General features: G+C 31.0%; 22 protein-coding genes and 2 tRNA genes. 11 read left to right on the top strand and 13 right to left on the bottom strand.

Annotated elements, in window-relative coordinates; translation table 11 throughout:
* The first annotated feature begins 14 nt into the window (after window positions 1-14).
* The 5 genes from ccoG to H0I23_RS16200 all read left to right on the top strand — a co-directional run bounded on the left by ccoG (window position 15) and on the right by H0I23_RS16200 (window position 4,957).
* Window positions 15-1,433 (top strand): cytochrome c oxidase accessory protein CcoG, encoded by a 1,419-nt coding sequence (gene ccoG, locus H0I23_RS16220; protein WP_216784329.1) that lies wholly within the window; start codon window positions 15-17, stop codon window positions 1,431-1,433.
* Window positions 1,434-1,460: 27 nt separating this feature from the next.
* A complete protein-coding gene (locus tag H0I23_RS16215) occupies window positions 1,461-1,907 on the top strand; it encodes a FixH family protein (protein ID WP_216784328.1) in 447 nt (148 codons plus the stop codon).
* Window positions 1,908-2,612, top strand: coding sequence for a sulfite exporter TauE/SafE family protein (locus H0I23_RS16210; RefSeq protein ID WP_216784327.1), 705 nt, complete (start codon window positions 1,908-1,910; stop codon window positions 2,610-2,612).
* Window positions 2,613-2,638: 26 nt separating this feature from the next.
* Entirely contained in the window at window positions 2,639-3,031 is a 393-nt protein-coding gene (locus H0I23_RS16205; protein WP_216784326.1) for a group III truncated hemoglobin, read from the top strand.
* Between the two features lie 120 nt (window positions 3,032-3,151).
* A complete protein-coding gene (locus tag H0I23_RS16200) occupies window positions 3,152-4,957 on the top strand; it encodes a hypothetical protein (protein WP_216784325.1) in 1,806 nt (601 codons plus the stop codon).
* 81 nt (window positions 4,958-5,038) lie between these two features.
* On the opposite strand, the gene H0I23_RS16195 is transcribed toward H0I23_RS16200, so the two are convergent.
* Window positions 5,039-5,863: a universal stress protein gene (locus tag H0I23_RS16195; RefSeq protein WP_216784324.1), complete on the bottom strand. Its 825-nt coding sequence runs from the start codon at window positions 5,861-5,863 to the stop codon at window positions 5,039-5,041.
* A 28-nt stretch (window positions 5,864-5,891) separates the two neighbouring features.
* Window positions 5,892-7,250 carry an oxygen-independent coproporphyrinogen III oxidase gene (gene hemN / locus H0I23_RS16190; protein WP_216784323.1) on the bottom strand — a complete coding sequence of 453 codons (1,359 nt, stop codon included), beginning with the start codon at window positions 7,248-7,250 and terminating at the stop codon, window positions 5,892-5,894.
* 160 nt (window positions 7,251-7,410) lie between these two features.
* Between hemN and H0I23_RS16185 the strand changes: the two genes are divergently transcribed.
* Window positions 7,411-7,989: a bifunctional precorrin-2 dehydrogenase/sirohydrochlorin ferrochelatase gene (locus H0I23_RS16185; protein ID WP_216784322.1), complete on the top strand. Its 579-nt coding sequence runs from the start codon at window positions 7,411-7,413 to the stop codon at window positions 7,987-7,989.
* 16 nt (window positions 7,990-8,005) lie between these two features.
* Here the strand turns inward: H0I23_RS16185 and H0I23_RS16180 are convergent, their stop codons facing one another.
* The 5 genes from H0I23_RS16180 to H0I23_RS16160 all read right to left on the bottom strand — a co-directional run bounded on the left by H0I23_RS16180 (window position 8,006) and on the right by H0I23_RS16160 (window position 13,702).
* Window positions 8,006-8,407 (bottom strand): response regulator, encoded by a 402-nt coding sequence (locus H0I23_RS16180; RefSeq protein WP_216784321.1) that lies wholly within the window; start codon window positions 8,405-8,407, stop codon window positions 8,006-8,008.
* A 9-nt stretch (window positions 8,408-8,416) separates the two neighbouring features.
* A complete protein-coding gene (locus tag H0I23_RS16175; protein WP_216784320.1) occupies window positions 8,417-9,430 on the bottom strand; it encodes a PAS domain S-box protein in 1,014 nt (337 codons plus the stop codon).
* A gap of 7 nt (window positions 9,431-9,437) precedes the next feature.
* A complete protein-coding gene (locus H0I23_RS16170) occupies window positions 9,438-9,860 on the bottom strand; it encodes a response regulator (RefSeq protein ID WP_216784319.1) in 423 nt (140 codons plus the stop codon).
* Window positions 9,861-9,882: 22 nt separating this feature from the next.
* Complete coding sequence (locus tag H0I23_RS16165; RefSeq protein ID WP_216784318.1) at window positions 9,883-12,990, bottom strand: PAS domain-containing protein; 3,108 nt, start codon at window positions 12,988-12,990, stop codon at window positions 9,883-9,885.
* A 211-nt stretch (window positions 12,991-13,201) separates the two neighbouring features.
* A complete protein-coding gene (locus tag H0I23_RS16160) occupies window positions 13,202-13,702 on the bottom strand; it encodes a hypothetical protein (protein WP_216784317.1) in 501 nt (166 codons plus the stop codon).
* A 300-nt stretch (window positions 13,703-14,002) separates the two neighbouring features.
* Between H0I23_RS16160 and H0I23_RS16155 the strand changes: the two genes are divergently transcribed.
* A complete protein-coding gene (locus H0I23_RS16155; RefSeq protein ID WP_216784316.1) occupies window positions 14,003-16,072 on the top strand; it encodes an ATP-binding protein in 2,070 nt (689 codons plus the stop codon).
* Window positions 16,073-16,138: 66 nt separating this feature from the next.
* Here the strand turns inward: H0I23_RS16155 and H0I23_RS16150 are convergent.
* From H0I23_RS16150 to H0I23_RS16135, 4 genes are all read right to left on the bottom strand, one after another.
* Window positions 16,139-16,215, bottom strand: a tRNA-Asp gene (locus H0I23_RS16150).
* 139 nt (window positions 16,216-16,354) lie between these two features.
* Window positions 16,355-17,386, bottom strand: coding sequence for a glycoside hydrolase family 26 protein (locus H0I23_RS16145; protein WP_216784315.1), 1,032 nt, complete (start codon window positions 17,384-17,386; stop codon window positions 16,355-16,357).
* A gap of 6 nt (window positions 17,387-17,392) precedes the next feature.
* A complete protein-coding gene (locus H0I23_RS16140; RefSeq protein ID WP_216784314.1) occupies window positions 17,393-18,322 on the bottom strand; it encodes a DUF58 domain-containing protein in 930 nt (309 codons plus the stop codon).
* A 202-nt stretch (window positions 18,323-18,524) separates the two neighbouring features.
* A tRNA-Leu gene (locus H0I23_RS16135) sits at window positions 18,525-18,605 on the bottom strand.
* Between the two features lie 144 nt (window positions 18,606-18,749).
* Here H0I23_RS16135 and H0I23_RS16130 point away from each other — a divergent pair.
* The 3 genes from H0I23_RS16130 (at window position 18,750) to pth (ending at window position 21,082) form a co-directional block, all read left to right on the top strand.
* The gene (locus tag H0I23_RS16130; RefSeq protein WP_216784313.1) at window positions 18,750-19,691 is read left to right on the top strand and encodes a ribose-phosphate pyrophosphokinase; all 942 of its coding nucleotides are present in this window, start codon (window positions 18,750-18,752) and stop codon (window positions 19,689-19,691) included.
* Window positions 19,692-19,753: 62 nt separating this feature from the next.
* Window positions 19,754-20,371 (top strand): 50S ribosomal protein L25/general stress protein Ctc, encoded by a 618-nt coding sequence (locus H0I23_RS16125; protein ID WP_216784312.1) that lies wholly within the window; start codon window positions 19,754-19,756, stop codon window positions 20,369-20,371.
* An 81-nt stretch (window positions 20,372-20,452) separates the two neighbouring features.
* Complete coding sequence (pth, locus tag H0I23_RS16120) at window positions 20,453-21,082, top strand: aminoacyl-tRNA hydrolase (RefSeq protein ID WP_216784311.1); 630 nt, start codon at window positions 20,453-20,455, stop codon at window positions 21,080-21,082.
* 1 nt (window position 21,083) lies between these two features.
* Here the strand turns inward: pth and H0I23_RS16115 are convergent, their stop codons facing one another.
* Window positions 21,084-21,761: a hypothetical protein gene (locus tag H0I23_RS16115; RefSeq protein WP_216784310.1), complete on the bottom strand. Its 678-nt coding sequence runs from the start codon at window positions 21,759-21,761 to the stop codon at window positions 21,084-21,086.
* Window positions 21,758-25,522, bottom strand: coding sequence for a reprolysin-like metallopeptidase (locus H0I23_RS16110; RefSeq protein WP_216784309.1), 3,765 nt, complete (start codon window positions 25,520-25,522; stop codon window positions 21,758-21,760). The genes H0I23_RS16115 and H0I23_RS16110 overlap by 4 nt, the downstream gene beginning before the upstream one ends.
* 51 nt (window positions 25,523-25,573) lie before the next feature.
* On the opposite strand from H0I23_RS16110, the gene H0I23_RS16105 reads away from it, so the two are divergent.
* Window positions 25,574-26,500: a bifunctional riboflavin kinase/FAD synthetase gene (locus H0I23_RS16105; protein ID WP_216784308.1), complete on the top strand. Its 927-nt coding sequence runs from the start codon at window positions 25,574-25,576 to the stop codon at window positions 26,498-26,500.
* The last annotated feature ends 8 nt before the right edge of the window (window positions 26,501-26,508 follow it).

Genomic DNA, 26,508 nt, shown 5'->3' with positions numbered 1-26,508 from the left:
AAAAAATAAAAATAATGGCTCAAGACAGCGAACATTTTAGAGATTCTATCGGCACCATCAGTGATGAAGGTAAAAGGGCTTGGGTATACCCTAAAAAACCTAGTGGTAAACTGTACGAATATCGTAAGTATGTAAGCTATGTTTTACTGATTTTTTTATTAGCTTCTCCTTTCATAAAAATAAATGGGAATCAATTTTTAATGTTCAATGTACTTGAACGACGCTTTAATATTTTCGGTTTCCCTTTTTGGCCTCAAGATTTTCATTTGTTTGTAATATCCATGCTTATTGGAGTGGTTTTTATTGCATTATTTACCGTTGCTTTTGGTCGTATTTTCTGCGGATGGATGTGCCCCCAAACTATATTCTTAGAAATGGTTTTTCGTAGAATTGAGTATTGGATTGATGGAGATAGAGGTGCTCAAATTAAATTAGATCGCCAAGAGTGGAATGCTGAAAAAATTAGAAAAAGAGTATTTAAATGGTTTATCTTTTTTGTTATATCTTTTTTAATTGCAAATGTATTTTTAGCGTATCTAATAGGTAGCGATCGTTTAGTTAGATATGTAATTGATGGTCCATTTAATCATTTAAGTACGTTAGTTTCATTACTAATATTTACCGCAGTATTTTATTTTGTATTTGCATGGTTTAGAGAGCAGGTTTGTATCATTGCCTGCCCTTATGGTAGAATGCAAGGTGTTTTATTAGATAACAAATCAATAGTTGTTGCTTACGATCATAAAAGAGGTGAAAGTGAAAATGGTAGAAAAAAATACCGTAAAAATGAAGATCGATCTGCTTTAGGTAATGGTGACTGTATTGATTGTTTTCAATGTGTTAACGTATGCCCTACCGGTATTGATATTAGAAACGGTACACAACTAGAATGTGTTAATTGTACTGCTTGTATTGATGAGTGTGATAGTATCATGGAAAAAGTAAACCTACCTAAAGGTTTAATTAGGTACGCAAGTGAAGATGAAATTGTAAAGAAAGAAAAATTTAAGCTTACACCTCGTTTAAAAGGCTACATAGCCATACTTGTAATACTAACAGGCATGCTTATAGGAATGCTTTTTTTAAGAAACGATTTAGAAGCTAATATTCTAAGATTACCCGGTCAGTTATACGAACATAAAGCTGATAATATTATTAGCAATGTATACACGTATAAGTTAGTTAATAAAACCTCTAAAGATATTGATGATGTTCATTTTGTATTACTATCGCACAAAGGAGAAATTAAACTTGTAAGAAATGAGAATTTTTTAGTTCCTGCACAGCAAATCGCAGAAGGGACTTTATTTATTGAAATAAATAATTCGGCTTTAAGTGGCGATAAAGACAGACTTAAGATAGCTGTATATAGTGGTGAAAAACTCATTGAAACTACTACAACTGCTTTTTTAGCTCCGAGAAGTTACAAGTAGCAATCTATTTAATTTAAAAATACAATTATGAAAATAAATTGGGGAACAGGAATCGTTTTAGCATTTATTGCTTTTATAAGCTTTATTGTATTCTTTGTCGTTAAAATGAATTTAGACGACAGTGCAAATCACGATTTGGTTACTGAAGAATATTATAAGGCAGAACTAGGATATCAAAAAGAAATAGATGCTGAAAACAATGCTAACGACCACAATGTAAATATTATCACAGAAAAAACACCCGAAGGATTACTTTTAAAATTTCCTGAAACTTTAGATTTTAATAAGGTAAAAGGAACGGTGTCCCTGTATAGACCATCTAATAAACACTTGGATTTTGACTTTCCTATAAGTCTATCCAATTCACATTTGCTCGTACCTGACAAACGTTTGTTAGATGGTCGTTGGGACATTAAAGTAGCTTGGGAATATAAAAACGAGGAATTTTTATTTAAAAAAAACATCACTTATTAAATGCTATTATCTGCTATCATATTAGGTTTCATGGGTAGTTTGCACTGCGTAGGCATGTGTGGCCCCATTGCCTTTATGCTTCCTGTAGATAGAGCAAGTAACTCTAAAAAATTCTTTCAAATATTTATTTACCATTTTGGCAGGCTACTTGCTTATGGAATACTAGGGCTAGTATTTGGCTTTCTAGGCAAAGGATTATCTGTATTCGGGATGCAACAAAAATTATCTATTGCAATTGGTATTTTAATGATTGTAGTTGTGCTAATTCCTTATAAAAAGTTCAATGAATTTAATTTTTCAAAACCAATTTATAAAGTAATAGGGAGAATAAAAAGTAGTTTAGGGAAAGAATTACAGAAGAAAACACCTGACACTTTTTTAACTATAGGGTTTTTAAATGGCCTGTTACCTTGCGGCTTAGTTTATATGGCACTTTTTGGAGCAATTGCAATGGAGTCGCCTTCTAAAGGATCGTTATATATGATATTATTCGGAACAGGAACAATACCTTTAATGACTATTGCTATATACTTTAGCAGTATTTTAAAAAATGGAGTTAAACAAAAAATACAAAAATTGATTCCTGTGTTTGTAATTGTAATCGGAGCTCTTTTTATAGTAAGAGGTTTGGGTCTAGGTATACCTTATGTATCGCCAAAACCAGTTACTGAAATAGTATCATCTGATATAGAATGCCACAATTAACTACCTTCATACTTTTAAACTAGCTAATGAATAAAAAAGAAATACAAAATAGAGACGATGTTAGCCTACTAGTTAGAAGCTTTTATGCTAAAGTGAGAAAAGATGCTGTTTTAGGACCCATTTTTAATGGTATTATAACAGATTGGGAAAGTCATTTGGAACTACTAACTGATTTTTGGGAAACACAATTTTTTTTAAAAAAAAGAAAATACCACGGAAACCCAATAGAAGCACATAATGATGTAGATGATAAAATGAACGGTGGTGTTACACCTGAACATTTCGGCTTATGGCTAAATCTTTGGTTCGAGACTATTGACGACCTTTTTATTGGCGATACTGCATTTACAGCAAAAAACAGAGCCCGACAAATGAATACGATGCTTTACATGAAAATGTTTGAGCATAGAAAAAAATAAAAAAATCTTTTTAAAAATTTTAATAGCCTGATTTATATCATATTTTAAAAGTCTTAATTATTTAAACTTTGAACTTGGCAATTTTTAGAATTAGCCCGTAAAATTTATAAATAATTATTCATGGCAAAGACACATTCATTTCACATTCCTGTAATGGGAATAGGCTTTACTATTGACTCTCCTTTAAAAGTTTCACATTTTGGAATAGACTCTGTTATTTCATTAGTAGATGACATTCTATTAGAAAAATTACGAAAAATGTATTGCGATATTTCTGAAATACCGTATTCAGAAATTACCGAAAAAGTTGAAGATTTTAGAGCCAAACGCATCACTTCTTATCTTAATCTTATACAAGATTTAGCACAGAAGAAATTTGATGCTTTAAAAAATGCTACACAAGACTCAAGTAGTGAAATAAAAAAATACTTTTCTATTCTACCAGATTCTTCTCTTTTAAAACAAGAGTTCAATAAAGTAACTAAAGAGCATTTTAATTTTGAAGAAGTTAAAGTTTGGCTTAAAGGTAAATTATCTATGGGCAGTATTGATGTAAACATCATGACTAAAGTTGATAAGGATAATTATGTTAAAAAAGAGCAACTACCTACGGAGTATAATGATGCACATGCGGCCTTAAGAGGCTATGCAAATAGCAACCTTAATTCTTCACTTATTTTATCCGCAGGAATGAATCCTAGATTGTATAGTTACATTGAGCAATTTGATGATTTTTTCCCAGATGAAAATGGGTATATAACAAAGAAAATTGTTCTCAAGGTAAGTGATTATAGATCTGCACTTATACAAGGTAAATTTTTAGCAAAAAAAGGGCTTTGGGTTTCTGAATACCGAATAGAGTCTGGTTTAAATTGTGGTGGCCATGCTTTTGCTACTGATGGTTATTTAATGGGGCCTATTTTAGAGCAATTTAAAAACGAAAAAGATTCTTTAGCTACTTCAATTTATGATATTCTAGTAACTGCATTAGAGAGGAAAGGGAAACCATTACCAGAAAAAATTTTACCAATAAAATTAACCGCACAAGGTGGTGTAGGCACCTCAGAAGAACATGATTTTTTACTAAACCATTACCAGGTAGACTCTGTAGGTTGGGGAACTCCTTTTTTATTAGTACCTGAGGCTACAACGGTAGATAAATCTACTCTAAACAAATTAGTTTCGGCTAAAGAAAAAGACCTTTACTTGAGTAATATTTCTCCGTTAGGGATTCCTTTTCACAGTTTAAAAGGAAATACTAAAGACGAAGAAAAAGCTAAAAATATCGCTAAAAATAGACCTGGAAGCTCTTGCCCTAAAAAATTTGTTTCTTTAAATAAAGATTTTAGAAATTCTGGCTTATGTACTGCTTCTAGAATATATCAACATTTAAAAATTCAGGCATTAGAAAAAGAAAATCTTACAAAAGAAGAGTACTCTAGTAAATATGAAAAAATAGTTGAAAAATCGTGTACCTGTGTTGGGTTAGGAACATCGGCTTTACTTGCATATGGTTTAGACACAAAAACAGAAGGCACAGGTGTTTCAATTTGTCCTGGCCCTAATATGGCCTACTTTTCAAAAATAATGAAGTTAGAAGAGATTACAGATCATATTTATGGGCGTAAGACTGTAATTACAAGAACCGATCGGCCGCATATGTTTATTAAAGAACTAAATATTTACATAACCTATTTAGAAGAAAAGGTAGAAGAAACTAAAAAAATAGCATCAACAAAAGACATTAAATACCTTGTTACTTTTAAAAACAATTTAAAAGAAGGCATATTTTATTACCAAAATCTATTTACCGAAAAAGCATCTTTTATAAGCGAGCTTGAAGCCGCTAAAAAATTATTAAATAACATATCTTCTAAAATTGAAAAATTGCAAGTACCAAAAGTGGTAAATAATGTGTTGGTTTAGTAAAGTACAAAACAACATCTACATAATAAAAAAGGAGTACTTATTGAAGTACTCCTTTTTTTTGTAAATATAGTAAGTGCGTTAAATTTTAAATGTAACTACGGGTATTTTGGAATGGTTAGCAATATCTTCCCCTATGCTCCCCATAAAAAAATGTGACAACCCTTTTCTACCATGTGTTGGCATACCTATTACATCTATATTTTCTGATTCTGCATAATTCAGTACTCCAGACTCTACAGTGTAATCGTTGTAAATCTTAATATCTAAAAACTCAGGACCTACAGCAGTTGAAAATTCAGCTATTTTAACATTAATGTCTTCTGTGCTTAAAAAATTATCCCCAGGAGTATTTACATACAGAATATGTAATTCCGATGAAAATTGATTTGCTATGTATTTGGCACGTTGGTATGCATGTATATTTTCTGGTTTAAGATCACAAGCAAAAACCATAGTTTTAGGTTCAAAATCTTTCATTTCATGTTTTATTACTAAAACTGGTACGTCTGAATTTCTAACCACCTTTTCTGTATTAGAGCCCACAAATATTTCCATGATACCATCAGTACCATGCGACCCCATAACAATAATATCTGCATTATTAGCCTCTGCAACTTCATTAACTTCACTAAAAACTTTATAATGCTTTACTACGGGTTTTATAACAACATCTTTAAAAACCGGCTTATCTATAAATTCTAAAAATCGTTTTTCTGCTATTTTCATAAAAAATACAGTCTGTTCTGGCTGAAAACCTTCAGTAGAAGTTATATATGCATGATTAAGCTCTAACATGTGCAGTGCAAATATTTTAGAGTTGTGTTTTCTAGCTAGTGATGCTGCAACTTTTAAAGCATTTTCTGATTGTATTGAGAAATCTACTGGTACAATTATATTTTTCATTTTTTAGAATTTTTAAAAATTAATAAAACTATATTGTCATTGAAAACAATTTTTTATTTGGTTCTTTTTTATGTAAATACATATCAAAAGCCATAGCTACATTTCTAACAAAAGGCTTACCTTTTTCTGTTATTTTAATTTTATCTTCAGTAATATTTACTAAACCATCACTCTCTAATTCTCTTAATTTCTCTACAATTACAGACGTATTAAAAGTGAGGTCATTTTTACTTAAAATTGTATAGAAACGACACATTAAATTTAAAATATGCTTTCGAATAATAGTATCTTCATCACTTAAAATATGACCTCTATAAATAGGAATTATGTTACTTTCTACCAAATGCTGATATTCTTCAATACTTTTTACATTTTGAGCAAACCCATACCAACTATCACTTATACTCGATGCGCCTAAACCAATCATTAATTGAGTTTTTGATGCTGTATAGCCCATAAAATTTCGATGCAATGTTTTTGTTTCCATTGCTTTAAAAAGACTATCATTTTTCAAGGCAAAATGATCCATTCCAGTTTCATGATACCCAACCTCAGCGAGTAACAATTTACCCTTCTCATATTGATTTCTTTTATCTTCTGCTGATGGTAAATCAGCATCTTTATATCCCCTTTGACCATTACCAGGCATCCAAGGAACATGAGCATAACTATAAAATGCTAAACGATCTGGCATTAACGATTTTGTCTTTAATATCGTTGCTTCAACATCATCAATTGTTTGGTGTGGTAATCCGAAAATTATATCGTGCCCTATTGATGTGTATCCTATTCTACGAGCAGCTTCTGTAACTTTTTTTACATTTTCAAAAGATTGTATTCTATGTATTGCTTTTTGAACTTTCTCATTATAATCTTGAACGCCAAAACTTACTCGCCTAAAACCTAAATCGAACAAAGTTTGTAAATGCTCTTCTGAAGTATTATTAGGGTGCCCTTCAAAACTAAACTCATATTTATCTGCTTTGTTTGCCTTTTTAAAGATCTCATTAATTAGATATTTTAAATTTTCTGCAGAAAAAAAAGTAGGTGTCCCGCCGCCTAAATGCAATTCTTTAATTATAGGTTTTTCGGGTAATAAATTACAATATAAGCTCCACTCTTTAAGTACGGTTTCTATATAAGGCTCCTCTACTTCATGTCGTTTTGTAATACGTTTATGGCAACCACAAAAAGTACACATACTTTCACAAAAAGGTAAATGAATATATAAACTTATACCTTCTGATGAATTACTTTCTTTAAAGCTTTTAATTAAACTGGCTTCCCATTTTTTACCCGAAAAAGTTTCAATATTCCAGAATGGTACTGTTGGGTAACTTGTGTATCGAGGGCCAGGGATGTTATATTTTTGAACTAAGCTGCACATTGTCAATTGTTTTTTACAAACGTACTAGCTATAAACTTTAATAAATATGACAATTATCAGTTTAAACTGGTCACATAAAAAATAGAATCAGTAATATTTAAAATAACCACGAAGTAGTATCTTTGAAAAACATATATCTTTTTAATAAAACAATTAAATTATGGAACGCAATAATCTTTACCCAGTGTTTTTAAAAGTATCTAATTTAAATATACTTATAGTTGGTGGAGGAAATGTTGCGTTAGAAAAACTTACTTTTTTATTGAAATCAAGTCCTGATGCTAATGTAGAAATGGTTTCGCCTATGTTTAGAGAAGAAACGATTGCTTTGGCTGATCAATTTAATATTAAAATGAATGTTGCTAAATATAGCAAAGAGTATTTAACCAATAAACACATGGTTGTTGCTACTACCGACAATGTACCTGTTAACGAGCAAGTTTACCATGATTGTAGAGCTCAAAACATATTGGTTAATGTAGCTGATAACCCACCTTTTTGCGATTTTTATATGGGAGGTATTGTCACTAAGGGTAATGTAAAAGTTGCTATTTCAACTAATGGAAAGTCGCCAACGACAGCAAAAAGATTGCGTCAATTTTTTGAAGACGTAATTCCTGAAAATATTGATGATTTAGTAAAAAACTTAAATGAATTCAGAAAAACTATAAAAGGTGATTTTGAAGAAAAAGTACAAACTTTAAATGAATTCACTAAAGGTTTAGTTAATAAAAAATAGTTTTGTTTTAGTGTTATTATTTAAAAAAAAACGAAATTTCTTCGTCTTTAAATTTTAAATCATTCACATCATTTTCAAGCAAAGGTTTTTCTAAAAAGCCAAAAACATTTTTACAATCTCCTGCCTTTTCTTTATCTGATTGATCTATGGAAGATGTAACAACTATTACCTTTACATTAGATTGTATGGTTGTATTACTCAATTCATCTAAAAACTCCCACCCATTCATTATAGGCATATTAATATCTAATAGCACTAAAAAAACGGTGTCTTCACTATCTTCTTTAATAATATAATCTAGAGCCAAGCGGCCATTAGAAAACATTTCTTGTGCAGGGTAATTACAGCCAGACAATACTGTTTTGTGTAGGTATTGCACTACAGGGTCGTCATCAACTAGTAATATCTTCAATTTCATACTTAATCTTTAATTTACTTCAATGTTAGATGCTTTTTTTGATATATCTTTTATTATAACATCTAATTCTTCTGCTGAGCTTAATAACTTATCTATTATAAAATCTTTATTATTTATAGACTCTTCTTTATTTGATTTGATAACATCTATAAGACCCATCATTCTTGCTAATGGAGCTCTCACTACATGTGATTGTATCCAAGCTATTTCTTTTAAACTTTTATTTTGGTTTATTATTGCCTTTACGTAATTTAATTGTTCGGTAATATCTATTACTAATACGATGCGAACTTTCTTACCTGAATAATGAATTTGATTACTTCTTGCTTCTACTGTAATAATTTCACCATTCTTTTTTTTATGGTTAAAAACCCCAATAAACTTACGACTTACATCATCTTTAGTATTATTAACCGTTTCTAACATTGTATCAAATTCGCTCTCGGGTGTTATACTCTCAAGTGTCATTTTCAAAAATTCGTCGTAAGAATAGCCATACAAATCTAAAGCAGATATATTAACCTCTAAAAATTTTAAAGTTTCTATATCATATATCCACATTGGTTGCGGACTGTAATGAAACAAATCCATATAACGCTTTTCAGACTCTTCTAACTGTGCAATGTATTTAAAACGTTCTATATTATACCTTAAACTTTTATAAAGTGTTAAAGATACTATTTCATCTTTTAATAAATAATCAGAAATACCTAAGTGCAAAGATTTTACACTAAAATGAATATCAGTATACCCCGTTAAAACTACAATTGGTATGTTTTGACACAGTTTAACTATATTATTTATTAAATCTTCACCCTTTTTATCTGGTAATGATAAGTCTAAGAAAACAATATCTAAATCTGAGCTTTTTGTTGTAATTATACTTTCTGCCTCTGAATAATTTGATGCATTTAATAATTTAGGATCAAAAATATGCTCTTTCAAATACTCCTCAAAAATCATTAAATCTCCTGGATTATCTTCTATTATAAGTATGCTATATTTATTGTTATCTTTTATCATATTATGTTTATGGTAATTGAACAATACTAATCCAAAAATTTTCTATTTGAGAAACAGCATCAATAAAATCGTCAGGAGAAACTGGCTTTGTAATGTAACAGTTTACGTAATTAGAATATGCTTTTTTAACATCAATTACTGATGATGATGTTGTCAGCATAATTACAGGTATATGCTTTAAATTATCACTTGTTTTAATTTTATTTAAAACTTCATGACCATTTTTTTTAGGCAAATTAATATCCAATAAAATTAAATCAGGTGGTTGTTCTTTACTATATTTCCCGTTTTGCAATAAAAACTCAATTGCTTCATGCCCATCATTAACTACCTTAATTTCATTAATAAGTTTACAATCACTTAAAGCCTCAGTAGTTAAAAGTACATCACCCTCATTATCTTCTACCATTAAAATTTTAATACTTTTCATAAGAAATTGTTTTAGAGTTCTTTTATCTTTTTTTAATAGTGAAAATAAATTTTGTTCCTAAATCAACTTTACTCTCTACCCATATTTTTCCTTGAAGATTATCTATTATTTTTTTCACTAAAGCTAGTCCTATTCCTGTTCCTTTAAATTCATCTCTGCCATGTAATCTTTGAAAAATTACAAAAATCCTATCAAAATACTCCGAATCAATTCCAATTCCGTTATCTTCTACTGTAAATTTATAATGCATATCCTGCTCTTCACAAAATATATTTATTACTGGCTTTTCTCCTTGTTTTTGATATTTTAGAGCATTCCCTATTAAATTTTGAAACAACTGATCTAAAGGTGTTTTATAATTATTAATTTTGGGCATATCACTAACATTAATTTCTGCATTTTTAGCCTCAATTTCAGGCTTAAAAACAGTTTCTACGTCTTTAATAATATCATTTAAATCAATTATTTCTAATTCTTCATCACTCCTACCTACTCTTGAAAAATCTAACAAGTCTAATATTATCTGACGCATTCTTTTAGCGCCATCTACAGCAAAATGTATATATTTTTTTCCTGTTTCATCAATAATAGGGTCGTACTTTTTTTCTAACAGAATTAAAAAGCTAGAAATCATCCTTAACGGCTCTTGAAGGTCATGAGAAACTACGTAAGCAAACTGCTCTAACTCTTCATTATAACGTTTGAGTTCTAGCGCTTGATTTTCTAAGTTTAAATTCATGTTCTTTAAAGAGTTTTCATATTCTTTAATACTTGTAACATCTTGCATAGCCCCCACCATTCTTATGGCTTTACCATCATCATCTCTAATAATACGAGCTCTATCAACCACATTAGCATATGTCCCATTACTCTTTAAAAATCGGTAATCATTCGCAAAGTAATAGACACTTTTATCTTTTATTACTCTATCGCAAATATTTATAATATCTTCTATATCATCTGGGTGAACGTATTTTGCCCAATTTTTGAAATCACTAAAAGGTTTTTTTAATATATTCCCAAATAATTTAAAATAACCTGGTCCTTGATATAGAACATCATCAATCAAATCCCAATCCCAAATAGCTTCATTGGTCGCGTCTGCTACTTTTTCAAATCTTTCGTTAGATCTTCTTATCTCTTCAAATGCAGCAACTTTATCAGTAACGTCTTGTAATGCGCCAACCATTCTTACAGGGTTACCAGTTTCATCTCTAACCACAAATGCCCTATCTACAACATCAAAATATTTTCCGTTAATGTTTTTAAATCTATATTCAGATTTCCATTTTAGATCTCCATTAGCTAAACATGCTTTAAAACTTTCTACTACTCTTTTATGATCATCTGGGTGTATTTGTGACTCCCAATATTCAAAATCTGCTTTAGCATCATCAATAAATGAATGTCCAAATAATTTAAGATAATTGTCTCCCCAAAAAATTTTTCCATTTACAAAATCTAAATCCCAAATAGCATCAGAAGTAGCTTGTGTTACATAAGTATATCTTTTTATACTGTCCTCTAAAGCAATTTCTATTAGCTTACTTTCTGTAATATCCTGCATGGTTCCTTCATAACTATCAACTTCCCCATTTATATCTTTCTTAAAATTACCAACTTGTCTTACCCATTTAACTTCTCCTTTATGGGTTTTAATTTTATTTTCAGTTTTAAATTCTTGGTTCAATTTAATAGCTATGTCTCTATCCTTAATATTTTGTTTTATGTCTTCTTTTGTAAAAAAAACTAAAATATCATCTGCAAAAAGCTTTTCGCGGCTTTTATCTAAACCATATATATCGTAAACTACATCAGAGCAGGTAAAACTTAACTCTTTCATATCCCAATACCAATACCCCAGCTTAGCAATTTTTTGAGCATTACTAAGTTCTTTGTTTAATTTTTTAAGCTCTAATTTTTTAAGTTTAGACTCTGTAATATTTACAATTGCAGTATCCCAAGTGATACTGCCATCTTTATTTTTTGTAGGCACTCCATGCCCTTTATGCCATTTTAAAGTTCCGTTTACATGATAAATTCTCCATTGTATATTCCACTCTTTTAATGTTCTTGCAGATTCTTCTAAACTATTTTTCACATAGTCTGCATCATCTTCGTGTATTAATTTGAATATAGTATTAAAATCTTTATAGACATCTTCTTTGGTTAACCCTAATAATTTATGTACCCCTCTACTGATATCGATAACTTCTTGAGAGCCATCAAGGTTTAGTTTATGTCGAATTGCCAAACAATCAACATTATTTAAAACTGAATCTAAATGAAGTTCTTTAATTTTCTGTTTATTAATATTTACAAAACTTCCTGATATTAAAATAGGATTACCATCGGCATCCCACTTTGTAACCTCTCCTTTTACAAAAACCCATACCCAAGACCCCTTTTTATGTTTTAATCTAACTTTATGATGATATTTTACAAGTTTTTTATTTATAATATTATTTATAATATCCTTTGATTCTAAAACATCATGCTCATACATTATGTTTGGATATTCTCTAAAATCAAAATCTTTAAAGTAATCCTCTTCGTAACCAAATATTTTGGCGGCCCTTTTATCTAAATTAAATTTAGAATCTACTAAATCAATAAACCAAGTACCTATATTAAGGTCATCTACAATATGTTCGTAAAAGTTTTCTTTATTTTTTTTTGAAGTATTAGACTCAATACTATTTACAATCTGATCTGCTAATATTTGAAGTGATTTTTTTTGATCACTAGTTAATTCTTTTGATTCAAAATCAAAAAGACTTAATACTCCTAAACAATCGCCTTCTGGAGACAAAAGAGGATAGCCAGCATAAAATTTAAATTCTAAGTTTTGTGAACTATACGCTCTCTCTTTTAAGTTTTGAATGATAACAACTTCGTTATTCTCTAAAATTTTATTAAACAAAGAGGTTTGAGTAATTTTTTTAACGTTTGCTACACCATAGCTAATTTCTTCAATTGTTTCACCTGCTTTTACTATCGTTATAGTACTGCTAGAGCAGTTACATAATGTAGCTGCAACTAAAGCAAAGTTTTCACACTCTCTCCGAAGTGTTTCTGAAAATACTTCCTCATAACCCATAGTAACTAAATCAGTCCCAGAAGTTTTCATTTAAATATTTTTTTTGCATTGGTTATAAAACTTCAGCCTAAAGAATTAAAATTACCCTGAATAAAATAATTGAAATCTAATACCACCATTTTTATAGGTTTTATACTACAATATACACATTTCAAGTAAAACATCATTATTATAATTTATAAACTACAATCTTTACTGAAAATTTAAAGCAAACTAAAAATTAACTTAGTGTATAAAGAAATTAAAATTCGAAAGTATGTAAAATACCTACTGTTACTGTTTTCCAAGCATTATCGTCTAAACTAATTGATGTATGAGAAAAATTAAGTTCGGTACTAGCACTCATTAAAAAACCTATTTGGGGTCTATAATAAAAACCACCTTTATTTCCTTCATTTATACCAAAAGCTTGCCCTACATCTACTCCAAATGAAAAAGAATTTGAAGTCCAAACTCGACCAGATATTGCAACAGGTATAAATTGTACACTTGGTAAATTAATAAAAGCATCTTCCGTTCCAAATTTTTCAGGAAAACCATAAATATAACCAACCATAACGCCTAAATCCACCACTTCACCTAGAGCTGCCATATAGCCTAAATCAGCTCCTACAACTACCCCTGTAACATCATTAAAATCATCAAAAGGTAAGCCTCCTTGTATTCCTAATTTTAAGCCCTCTTGAGCATTTGTAGATAATGCTAGCAATAAAAACGATACAATAAAGAGTGTTTTTTTCATGATAAATTCTATTAGTTAATGAAACAAAACTAAAAGCTTACTTAACAACCTGAGCAATTTTTGTTGTAAAAGCATCTAAAAAGGTGGTCTTAAACGACAAAATAAGTATAAACAACTATTCTAATTTTAAATAGGTTAAAAAATTTGTAAATTATAAAAGAGGTTTATTAATAATAAGTTTATCTACAAAAAAGTAAGGTTTAACCTACAAATATAATCTCCTAACAACAAATATTAGCTTGTGCGAATCTCAACACTAACTTTGCTTAAGTTTAATTTTTTAAGGCCTAATAAACTTGTATGCTTAAAGTAAGCCATTTAAGAATAGTGATACCAACAATTTTCCTTTGGGGTTTTTCGTTGTTGAACTTAAGCTCCTTAAAAGCTCAAGTGTCTAAAAAAGATAGTATCTACACTAACATTCAACACTATAAATTAAAGACTAATTACCAAAAAGATACGGTTTATATAAATCTATTATATACGTATGGAAAATCTTATGGTTTTCAGAATTTAGATAGTCTTTTAATTTTAGCAGAAAAAACTATTGATCTTAGTAAAAGAATAGATTACACCAAAGGTATTGCACGAGGGCATATAATTTTAGGTAATTATTACTCTGATACAGGCGATACAAACAAAGCAATAGAAAGTTTTAAAAAAGCATTAAATAGCGCAGAACAAATTAATGATGTACAAATAATAATCATGTCCAAAAGCTCACTAGCAACCGCCTACACAAATAAAGGTGACTATGCTAAGGCTTTAAAAGAGTACTTAACAGGTATTGAAATAGCTAAAGAAAACAATCTAGAAGATTCATTATCCATTCTGTATGTAAATATTACAGTTGTATATAGCATGCAAAATGATTATGAGCAATGCATCTATTTTTTAACTAAAGCCATGAAGCTTAATAAAAAAATAGATAATAAAAGGCTTACTGCTATAACCCTTACTAATCTCGCATCTTCTTATATTGATAGTGATGATTTTGAAAATGCAACTAAAAAAGTAGATGAAGCTATTGTGCTTTTAGAGAAATTACAACTACAAGATTGGCTAACATTTGCATATGAACTAAAAGCGACTATTTACTTAGAACAAGAAAAATTTGAAGAAGCTTTGAATTGGTTTAAAAAAAGTGAAAAACTACACGAAAGTATAAAACAAGAAAGGTATAAAATACCTATGTTCAATGGTATATCAAAAGCATACTTTAACTTAAAAGAATATGAAAAAACTGAATATTATGCCTTAAAGGGATTAGAAATAGGTGATAAATTAGATATTTTAGATCAACGTGATGAAATTTTAGAAACTCTTTATGAGTTAAAAAAAGCCACTAACAACCCCATAGATGCACTTGGTTACTTAGAAAAATTTAAGGCCATATCAGATACTATAAATAAGAAAAATAATGAAAAAGAATTAAGGTTTTTAAAATCTAACCTTGAATTTGATCAAGAAAAAGAACGGTATATACTCGAAAACGAGAAAGTAGTTGCAAAACAAAGGTTATATTTTTATGGTGCACTTTTAATCATTTTAGCTTTCTCTATAATAATATACATATTAAGGCGAAATAATAAAATACAAAGTATTTTATACAGGAAACTAACTGTAAAAACCAAACAGCTTCAAAAGAAAGAAAAACACTTACTAAACTCTAATAATACAAAAACTAAGTTGTTTTCTGTAATTGCTCATGATTTAAAAGGGCCTATAAATTCTTTTAAATCTATGTTTGATATGCTTTCTGCAAAACAAATGAGCTCTAATGAATTTATAGGCTTTGTACCAACAATGGGCGAAAGTATTGACAGCATAGCGTTTACACTAAACAACTTACTATCATGGGGGCAAACACAAATGAACGGAATTGTTACCAAACCAGAAAACACATGCATAACAACACTGGTAAATCAAAACAATGCGCTACTTTCTAAAATGGCTGCTAAAAAATCAATATCTCTTGAAAATAATATTAGTGAAAAAGTTTTAGCATGGTGCGACAAAAACCAGATAAGCATTGTTATTAGAAACCTAACCAGTAATGCTCTGAAATTCACACCAGAAAATGGATCAATATCATTTGGTGCTAATGAAAAAGGTAAATATTGGGAAGTATATGTAAAAGATACAGGCATTGGAATTTCAGATAGTGCGTTGGATAAAATTTTTAACACTGAGGAGAACTTTACAACATATGGTACTAACAATGAAAAAGGAACCGGGTTAGGTCTTGTTTTATGTAAAGAGATGATTGAAAAAAACAATGGTGAAATTTATGTAAAAAGTTCTTCTGATAAAGGAACTTGCTTTTACTTTACTGTACCAAAAGCTGCGGTAAAAAAACTAAAATCTTAATTCTAAAAATAACATAAACTAGTACAAATAAAAAAGCCTTCAACTTTCGTTGAAGGCTTTTGCTGTTGGCGGTCCGGACGGGACTCGAACCCGCGACCCCCTGCGTGACAGGCAGGTATTCTAACCAACTGAACTACCGAACCGTTGCTTTTAGCGGTTGCAAATATACGCCGCTTATTTAATTTCACAAACTATTTTCAATAAAAAATTCACTTTATTTTAAAAAAAATAAAAAAATTATTAATTGAACTTAATTATCAGTCAGTTACAAAATATATTTTTTTAATTTTCCACATCACCTAGAAACAAAACATGTGTTTTTTTGCTATAACTTATAAAATCACTGGCACTTAATTGATCCAGATAAGGTATAAAAAAATGCTTTTTAGAGTCATTTCTCCATAATAGCACCCAAGCCAAACCTTTACCTGCAACCGTTTCATCAAGAACAGAACTCCACCAATTTTTGTCTTCTACTTTATCAAAACCAACCTCTGTTAATGCGTAGGGCTTACTCGAAGCTTTAGCAACTGCTTTCAAAACATCAACATTTGTTTTTAATATACTTTTAAAGTCTACAACCGAACCATGTTGATATAAATCTAAACCCAATATATCTACCAAATTATCTCCAGGGTAGTTTAAAAGATATTCTTTAGCTGTAAAAACCAAGTTAGGAGAATACACATACAACAGGTTGTGCACTTCAAAAGTGCCTGTTAGCATATTTAAAGTCTGCAACCATAACATTTTATAATCCTCAGTACTACAATGCGGGTTTCCCCACCAAAACCAATCACCATTCATTTCATGAAATGGACGAAATGCAATTGGTATTAATGCTCCTTTTTCATCTTTTAAACTCAACAAAAAATTAGCTACATTTTTTATCCAATTTTTATAAACTTCAAAATGGCTTCCACCTTTTAAAATGTGTTTTACAGCATTTGTAGTTTCCCAGCTATCACCATTACTAACCGGGTTATCAGCATGCCAACTTATTGTAATAAATCCGCCATCGCTATTTGCTCTTTTTATTAAATCGCGCATATCCTCAAACGGAACATTGTCTAAATTTTTATCTTTGTTATGTTCAATTTGACCAATATCAAATCCATAAGCTAGAGGGAATTTCCCTGCCACCTTAAAAACATCGCTACTATAGCTTTCCTTATCATACCTCCATCCTACTCCGTAAGCAGTAGAATCTTGATGACCAAAAGCATACCCTCTTTCTGATAGTTTTTCTATTTTTTGTTTCAATGTTAAAACCTGAAGGTGTGCAAGGTTATCTGATAAATAAAAATTACTCATCTTCATTTAAATAAACCGTTGTCTTTCTGTCATATATGTATTTAAAATCCGAGAAAAATCGGCTTTAACATCTATATCTACATATTTAATTTTATACTGTGCACATTTTAATTTCAATTCTTTTTTATATTCACTTACACCCTCTTTATAGGCCTCTTTAATTGTATCTGCATATAAATTAATATGTTCTCCTGTTTCTACATCAATAAATCGCTTTGGGGTATTTTCAAAATCAAAATCCACCTCGCTTTCTTTATCTAGCAAATGAAATAGTACAACTTCATGTTTGTTGTATTTTAAATGACGTAAAGCTTCAAATAGTTTATCATTTTCTGTTTCCGTCTGAAACATATCAGTAAATAAGAAAATTAAACTTCTACGCTTTATTTTCTCTGCAATTAAATGTAAATAAGTGTACGTTTCCGTTTTTGCTATTGCGCTCGGTTTTTCGCTCAATCCATTTAGAGTATTCAACAACATTTGATGATGCCTTTCGCTACCTTTTTCTGAAGAGTAAAAATTATAATGATCAGAATATATACTTAAACCAACTGCATCTCTCTGCCGCTTTAAAATATTCATTAGCGCAGCAATTGCAAGTGTTCCAAAACCAATCTTATTCAAGTTATCAATTCCTAATTGCTTAACTTCAGGGTAATACATCGAAGTAGAACAATCTAATATCATGTGGCACCGAAGGTTTGTTTCTTCTTCGTAACGCTTTGTATATAATTTGTCTGTTTTAGCAAACAACTTCCAATCTATATGCTTTGTACTTTCTCCATTATTATAAATTTTATGCTCGGCAAATTCTGCTGAGAAGCCATGAAAAGGACTTTTATGAATACCACTAATAAAACCTTCGACAACTTGGTTCGCAAGTAATTCTAAATTTTGAAATAAAGAAGATTTGTTTAATTCCGACTGTATATTCATACTACTAAGATAAAGTAATTTAAAATTGATGCAAGAAACTTCTAATTTCTAACATAAATTTAAACATAATATCTCCGTAATATATTAGATTTTCATTTGGTTTTAAACGGCTAGAAAGACAAAAGCAACCTAAAATCGAGCTCTACATTATCAAAAAAAAATGAAAAAACCCTGCAAACAATATGTTTACAGGGTTTTGTTGTACTCGAGGCGGGAATCGAACCCGCACTCCAGAGGAACTGGATTTTGAATCCAGCGCGTCTACCAATTCCGCCACTCGAGCTCTTAAGGAGCGCAAAACTATAAAAATAATTTCTCTTTTAGAGAAAAAATTAAAGATTTATCCTTTATCTCGGCAAATAAATTTCTAAATTTGCACTCCTTAAGAAATTAAGTGTCCAATAAACTAATAAACAACAGATTAACAATGCCTTATCAATTACCTGAGCCAAAAATTTTCGCCTGCACACAAAGTACTGCTTTAGCTGAGAAGATTGCAAAGTCTTATGGAACCAAATTAGGTAAAGTTATTTTCTCAAGATATAGCGATGGAGAGTTCCAACCTTCTTTCGAAGAATCTGTTAGAGGTTTACGTGTTTTTATCATAGGATCAACAAACCCAAGTTCTGAAAATTTAATGGAAATGCTATTAATGTTAGATGCTGCAAAACGTGCATCTGCCAGACATATAACAGCTGTTATGCCATATTTTGGATGGGCGAGACAAGATAGAAAAGACAAACCTAGAGTGCCAATTGCAGCTAAATTAGTTGCTAAAATGCTTGAAGAAGCTGGGGCTACTCGTATTATTACTATGGATTTACATGCTGATCAAATACAAGGGTTTTTCGAAAAGCCTGTTGATCATTTATTTGCTTCCACTTTATTTTTACCATATCTAAAAAAATTAAATTTAGACAACCTTACTATTGCTTCTCCTGACATGGGTGGTTCTAAAAGAGCATATGCCTATTCAAAAGCATTAGAATGTGATGTCGTTATTTGCTACAAGCAGAGAGCTAAAGCGAATATAATATCACACATGGAACTTATTGGTGATGTAAAAGGTAAAAATGTAGTATTAGTAGATGATATGGTTGATACCGCTGGCACATTAGCGAAAGCAGCAGACCTAATGATAGAACGTGGCGCTTTAAGTGTTAGAGCAATTACAACTCACGGTTTATTATCTGGTGATGCATATACTAAAATTGAAAACTCAAAGTTATCTGAGTTAATTATTACAGACTCTATACCATCTAGAAAAGATAGTAATAAAGTAAAAGTGTTGAGTTGCGCTGATTTGTTTGCTGATGTAATGGAAAGAGTACACACAAACACATCTATCAGTTCAAAGTTTTTAATGTAGTATTGACTGAGGTATAACCGAAGTTTAAAAGAAATAGAATAATTAATAGTTAAATATATATAATGAAGTCAATTACAATCTCAGGATCTCAAAGAGAAAGCGTAGGCAAGAAAGCAACAAAAGCCTTACGTAATGCTGGAAAGGTTCCTTGCGTACTGTACGGAGGGGAAAAACCATTACACTTTTCAGCGGATGAAATCGCATTCAAAAACTTAGTGTACACCCCAAACGCTCACACAACTGTGATTGAAATTGAAGGTGGCGAAAAATTTGATGCTGTATTACAAGACATCCAATTTCACCCAGTAACTGATAAAATCTTACACATAGATTTTTACCAGTTATTTGCTGATAAAGAAGTTACAATGAATATTCCTGTTCGTTTAATAGGAAATTCTCCAGGAGTAAAAAACGGTGGTCGTTTATTATTCAGAAAAAGAAAATTATCTATCAAAGCTTTACCGGCTAACTTGCCTGATTTCTTTGATGTTGATATTTCAGCTTTAAAAATCGGTGCTAACATCGCTGTAGGTTCATTAATTAATAATGATTTTACAATTTTACACCCTGACAACACAACTATTGTTCAAGTTAAAACTTCTCGTAACACAGTTGCTGAGGATGAAGAAGAAGCAGAAGGAGAAGAAGGAGAAACACCTGCAGCAGAAGCAGCAGAATAATTTCTTTCAAAATAACAACACGAGCATCCTGTCAATTTTGTCAGGGTGCTTTTGTATTTTTAACAAACAAGCAATCTAAAAATGCTTTCTATTTTAAAATCTATTTTCGGATTTCAAAAAAATCATTTAGAAGAATTAGATACTATGAAAAAATATTTAATTATCGGCTTAGGTAATATTGGACCAGAATATGCACAAACACGTCATAATATTGGTTTTAAAGTACTTGACGCCCTTGCTCGGAAAGAAGATTTATCTTTTAACACCGTAAAACTTGGCGATGTTGCTACTTACAAAATAAAAGGAAGAAGTGTTCTTCTTTTAAAACCATCTACATATATGAATTTGAGTGGAAAAGCACTTAAATATTGGATGGAAAAAGAAAATATTCCGCTTGAAAATATTTTAGTAATCACTGACGATATTAATTTAGATTTTGGAACTATACGTGTAAAAACAAAAGGTAGCAATGGTGGACACAATGGTTTAAAGGACATACAAAATGTATTAAACTCATCAATTTACAACCGTTTTAGATTTGGCGTAGGTGCCGATTTCGGAAAAGGCAAGCAAGTAGATTATGTTTTGGGTAAATGGAATGACGATGAAAAAACAGCACTAGTAGAGCGTTTAGAAAGGTCTACAGAGCTAATTACTGGTTTCGTGTTATCAGGCATCACAAATGCCATGAATGAGTTTAACGGAAGTTAAATTAATTCACCTTAAAACTATAAACTCCAGAATTAGACGTATTACCTTCATTATCTAACGCTACCACGCTCCAATAATAAATAACCCCTGAAGCTACACCTGCCCTGTATTCCTCTATATTTTCAGGAGTTGTTGTTACCAAAGATTGAGGTGGATTTTCTGTAGATAAATAAATTTCATATTCTACAATATCAGAATCAACATCTGCACCAGCCCATTCTAATAAAATGTTATTATTACCATCTTTAAAAACAGTACCGCCTGATTTTGGCGCTATTATCTCGGTAGGAAAAGGAGCATATGTTCTTTGTGAACCTGCATTATAAAATTGCCAAACAGGACTATTTGCGACTTCTTCCACACTACTGTTTTCAGATGTTATACTCCATGAAAATGGAGTCCCTTTTTCAATTGGCAAATCAACAAAAGTTTCATTTGTACTTATAATTTGAGAAATATCCGTTTCTAAATTTTTCACGTTTAGCTTATAACTATCTGTATTATTAGAAGCCTCCCATTCAAAAGTAACTATCCTTGTTGTTTGATTTACATTTTGACCAATTGTACATTCTGAATTCTCTAAAGGAAAAATCAAAGTAGCACTCGAAGGCACCTTAGGCTCGTCTTTTGAGCAACCTAAAATCAAACAAAAAACAGTTATATAAATTATATTTTTCAATCCTTAATCATTTTAAAAGTTTCACTCAACCCTTCGCCATGCAACTTAACAACATATAAACCTGGTGCCAACTCACTAACATCTAACTCTAATATAGATGCATTTACATACTTCACTCTTTTATAAAAAACACCATTTAAACTATAAACATCAACCGTACAATCTACATTATCTAAACCTGTAAATATCTTCGTGCTTTGAGTTACTGGATTAGGATATAGAATAGGTTTAACTGAAACAACTATTGTTTTTTCAAAAACACCTTGACAAGGTAAATCTGTATTTACTTTTAAAGTATTAACCCCATTTTTAAGATCTAATACAACTTCATTATCATTTACCTGACTAAGCACCCCGTTTAAAGTAATTGAGTAACTTTCTGAACCCTCTAAATCAAGAGCTACACTTCTGCCATTTGACACTAAATTAGAACCTACGATAAATTCATCTGGCTGCTTTACTACAACATCAAAACAATATTCTTCATACATATTTACACCATCTGTACCTGTAATACAAATATTATAATTACCTGCCTCTAAAGTGTTTATTTCGTAAAAACTAGTAAAACTGCCCGTTGCATCTACTCCGTTTCCTGTAATTGTGGCCGTATAATTTAATGATGTTGCTGCAACTACACGAATGGCTCCATCATTACTTATTCTGCATGACTCACTATCTATTGCTATTGAAAAATTGGACGGCTCAAAACGATAAATTCCACAACCATTTACATCTACTTCTTGACCACTAGGTGTTCCTAAACACAAATCATCTCCATCATCAAAAACCCCATCGTTATCTGCATCAGGCCTAAGCTCACCTTCTACACATAATTCTAAAGTGAAATTTGTTATTGACCCACCATCACCACTTGCATTATCTTTTACTTCCAAAGTCCAATCTCCTAAAGATGATTCTCCATTAAAACTTGACAAAGAACCCAAAGGTTTTACTAGACCCGATATAGCTGGGTTATTTCCACAAACAAAACTCTCGGCTCCATCATCAAAAGTTGCACTAATATTTCTTGTATCCCCACAAGAATTTGAAACCAAAACAACTCTTGTTCCTTCAGGAGAAATAAGTGAAACCGTTAAATCTGCAAGATATGTGTGTGAAATATTTAAATTTACTTTTACTTCAGAAACAGGGATATCTTCTGCTATTGATAATACAGAACTAACCGTAGATGTACCTGATGACGATATTGTTTTTGGCAAATTATTTGCGGACTCTAAAGTACAAGCCACTGGAGTTGTTGTAAAACTAAAAGGAGCATTAAAGACACCTTCTCCACAGTTGTTTTTAGGCTTAACGCGCCAGTAATAAGTAGTTTCAGGTAATAGACCAACTGATTTATATGAATTAAAAATCACATTTGCAGTTTCTATAATAGTTGTAAAAGCAACATCTGTAGCTACTTCAATATCATATGATGAACTTGCCATCTCCTCTTCCCATTCAAATAAAGGATAAATTGTTTTATTTTCTTCACTATTTAAAGGCGAAGTCATTACTACTTCTGAAAAATTAGCTGTTGAAATTGACACATTAATCTCAACATCTTTACTTATACTTGCCGACGTTGCCCTTACTAATAATGGGTAATCACCTACAGGAACAGCTCCTGTGTTAGAAAATGTAATCACCACGGGCGTATCACCAGAATCAGCAGAAGGCACTGAAAAATCAGCTGTTAAACCAGAAGGCAACCCAGAAATACTAAATGTTGAAAGTTCTGAGAATCCTAAATATGTTTCATATACAAAGGGCACCAATAAATCATCTGGTTGACATAATTCAAAATCTAAACTCGAAAAATTCAAAACTACCTCGCTAGGTGTAATTGTAAAATTTGCACTATTTACTGCAAAAAAAACATTATCACTCGCTTTTACCATAATTCTAGCCTGTGTAGTTGACTGACCTGGTATTAAAACTTTATGAGAACCATTATTTGGAATATTTTCTGCTAATAAAAAAGGAAAAGTAAGCCCACCATCAACAGACAAATACAACGTAACTTCTTCTGCATTTACAGGAGTAGCATTTGTATTTGCAACATCCCAAGTTATTTCTTGCTCTGAGCCTGCTTCATAACTTACTCTTGTATCTTGAGACAACACTTGAAAAGGCCCTGCACTATTACTTACATTTAAACTTACAACACCTGATGATACCTGACCTCCTTCACTACTATTATCTCTAACGGTTAGTGCAAAATTCAAATCTCTTTCAACATTAGAAACCGTTTCCCAAGCTGAATTTATAGTCGGGTTTGTCTGCGTCAAGTTCCCCTGAATAACTCTAGACAATTGAGGAAAATAACGCTCAGAGTTTATTGTTGGTTCTTGAGATCTAAAATTAGCACCGCTAGGGTTATCAGGACCAAATGTGGTATTCGTAACAACGCCATCATCAATTTGCTCCCAAGTATATGTTAACACATCGGCAGCATCAATATCTGTGGCCTCACCTTTCAAGACAAAAGCAGTACCTTTTGGAATAACATAATTTGATGTTTCAGATACAACAGGTGGACTATTTGATATTGGAATATCTACAGCACAACCTGTAGTTTCTAAATACTCACTAATTTGCTTAATACTAAAATAATGAAAGTAATCTTGTGCTGCTGTAGCTACATTATTAGAACCCGAAATACCAGCATAACCCATTATTGTTGAACCACTTCCAGGCTCAACCTGCACTAAAGTTCCTTCAGATTCGAAAGACCAAGTATGATTTGCTCCTAATTGATGCCCTATTTCATGAGCAACAAAATCTATATCATATATATCTCCTTCAGGCACGACCCCCGAAGAAAAGGCGCTACCTTTTTCATCATCTTTACAAACAGAACCAACAAAACCAGCATCGCCTGAATTAGTATTTTTATGAAATAAGTGACCAATATCATAATTATCAGCACCTATTACATTAGTAAATGTTGTCTGAGCTTGTACATTTAAATTAGTTGTAAAAGGGTCTGTTTCAGAATCTGTATAAATAACTAAATCATTATTAGCGACTAACTCAAGCGTAACACCTAAATCAGCCTCAAAAACCATATTTATTCTAGTAATAGTAGCATTTATACCAGCTAAAGCACCTGCCTTTGTTCCTCCGAAATATTGAGTATATTCAGCTGTTGCAGCAACAGCTATCCTATATTTTTTTTGAATCTGATCTTCAACAAGTTTTGCTGTGGACTCTGCTTTACCGCTAAAAACAGTTTCTTTTGTTTCACAAACAAAATTCTTATCTATTTCATCATCAATACCTCTCGAATATAAAGCGTAGTCACCATCTTCCGTTTTCTGCATAAAAACAGGATTAGTCTTTTTCTTATCCACTAGCATACTTTGAATGCCTTCTGGAGAAACACTAAAACGGATTGTTTTATTTTTATCAGTAACAGCAACCCCTTTATAAGATTTAATCTGCGGGTATTTTGCAGCTAATTCATCAGAAAAAACAGAAGCTTCACTTACCTCAAAACCAACAATTTCACCCGACTCATCTGGAAAATAAACAACAGAAGAATTATTTGTTTTAGCTATTTTTTGAAGATTTTCTTTAAAGTTATTTTCTTTTAAAGTGTATGTTTTTGCTTTATTAATTGACAACTTCTTTAATGATTTAGAAGTCTTAGAACTTTGCACACTAGCTTTCTGCCAATAAACATCTTGACTAAACCCATAAAAGGATAGAAAAAATATGGAAATTGCAAAAACTAGACGTAAGTTTGTTATCATTAATTTTTTTATCAAGCCTATAAAAGTACGGCTTTTTATTATTTTATTTTTGTGATAACTATTCAAAATATATCCAAATTCGACAACTCAGAAGCTACCGCTATAACTATCGGTACTTTTGATGGTGTGCACATAGGTCACAAAAAGTTATTAGACAGGCTCATAAATGATGCCAAAATTTTAAATCTAAAAGCTACTGTACTTACTTTTTTTCCTCATCCTAGAATGATTTTACAACAAGATGCGAATATAAAGCTCTTAAATACAATAGATGAGAAATGTGCTATTCTTAAAAAAATTGGATTAGATTACTTAATGATTTATCCTTTTTCTAAAGAGTTCTCTAGACTATCTGCTACTGAATTTGTTGAAGAAATATTAGTAAAAGGGCTGAATAGCAAAAAAGTAATTATTGGCTACGATCATCGTTTTGGAAGAAACAGAAATGCTGATATCAAAGATCTTATATCTTACGGCAAAACTTTTGATTTTCATGTGGATGAGATTCCAGCTCAAGAAATTGATGATGTTTCTGTAAGTTCTACTAAAATTAGAAAGGCTTTAAAAGATGGAGATGTAAAAACAGCCAATTCTTATTTAGGCTATGAATACATGCTTACTGGTGTTGTAAAAAAAGGAAAAGGACTTGGCAGACAATTAAGTTTTCCTACTGCGAATATTTTCATCGAAGAAGAATACAAACTCATACCTAAAAATGGAGTGTATACTGTAAAAAGTACATTACAAAATTCTGTTGTTTATGGAATGATGAATATAGGGTTCAACCCTACTGTTTCTGGTACTGAGAAAAGTATTGAAGTTCATTTTTTTGATTATAATCAAGATTTATATGATCAAAAAATTCAAATAGATATTATTGACCGTATTCGTGATGAACATAAATTTAACTCCGTTGAGGAGTTGAAGTTACAATTGCAAAAAGACAAGAAGACTTCACTTGCAATTATTTCACAATAACACCTATT

Source organism: Cellulophaga sp. HaHaR_3_176 (assembly GCF_019021925.1).
In the GTDB taxonomy this organism is placed as follows: Bacteria; Bacteroidota; Bacteroidia; order Flavobacteriales; family Flavobacteriaceae; genus Cellulophaga.
Note: the sequence above shows the minus strand (reverse complement) of the source record. Positions and strands in the feature narration are given on the sequence as shown.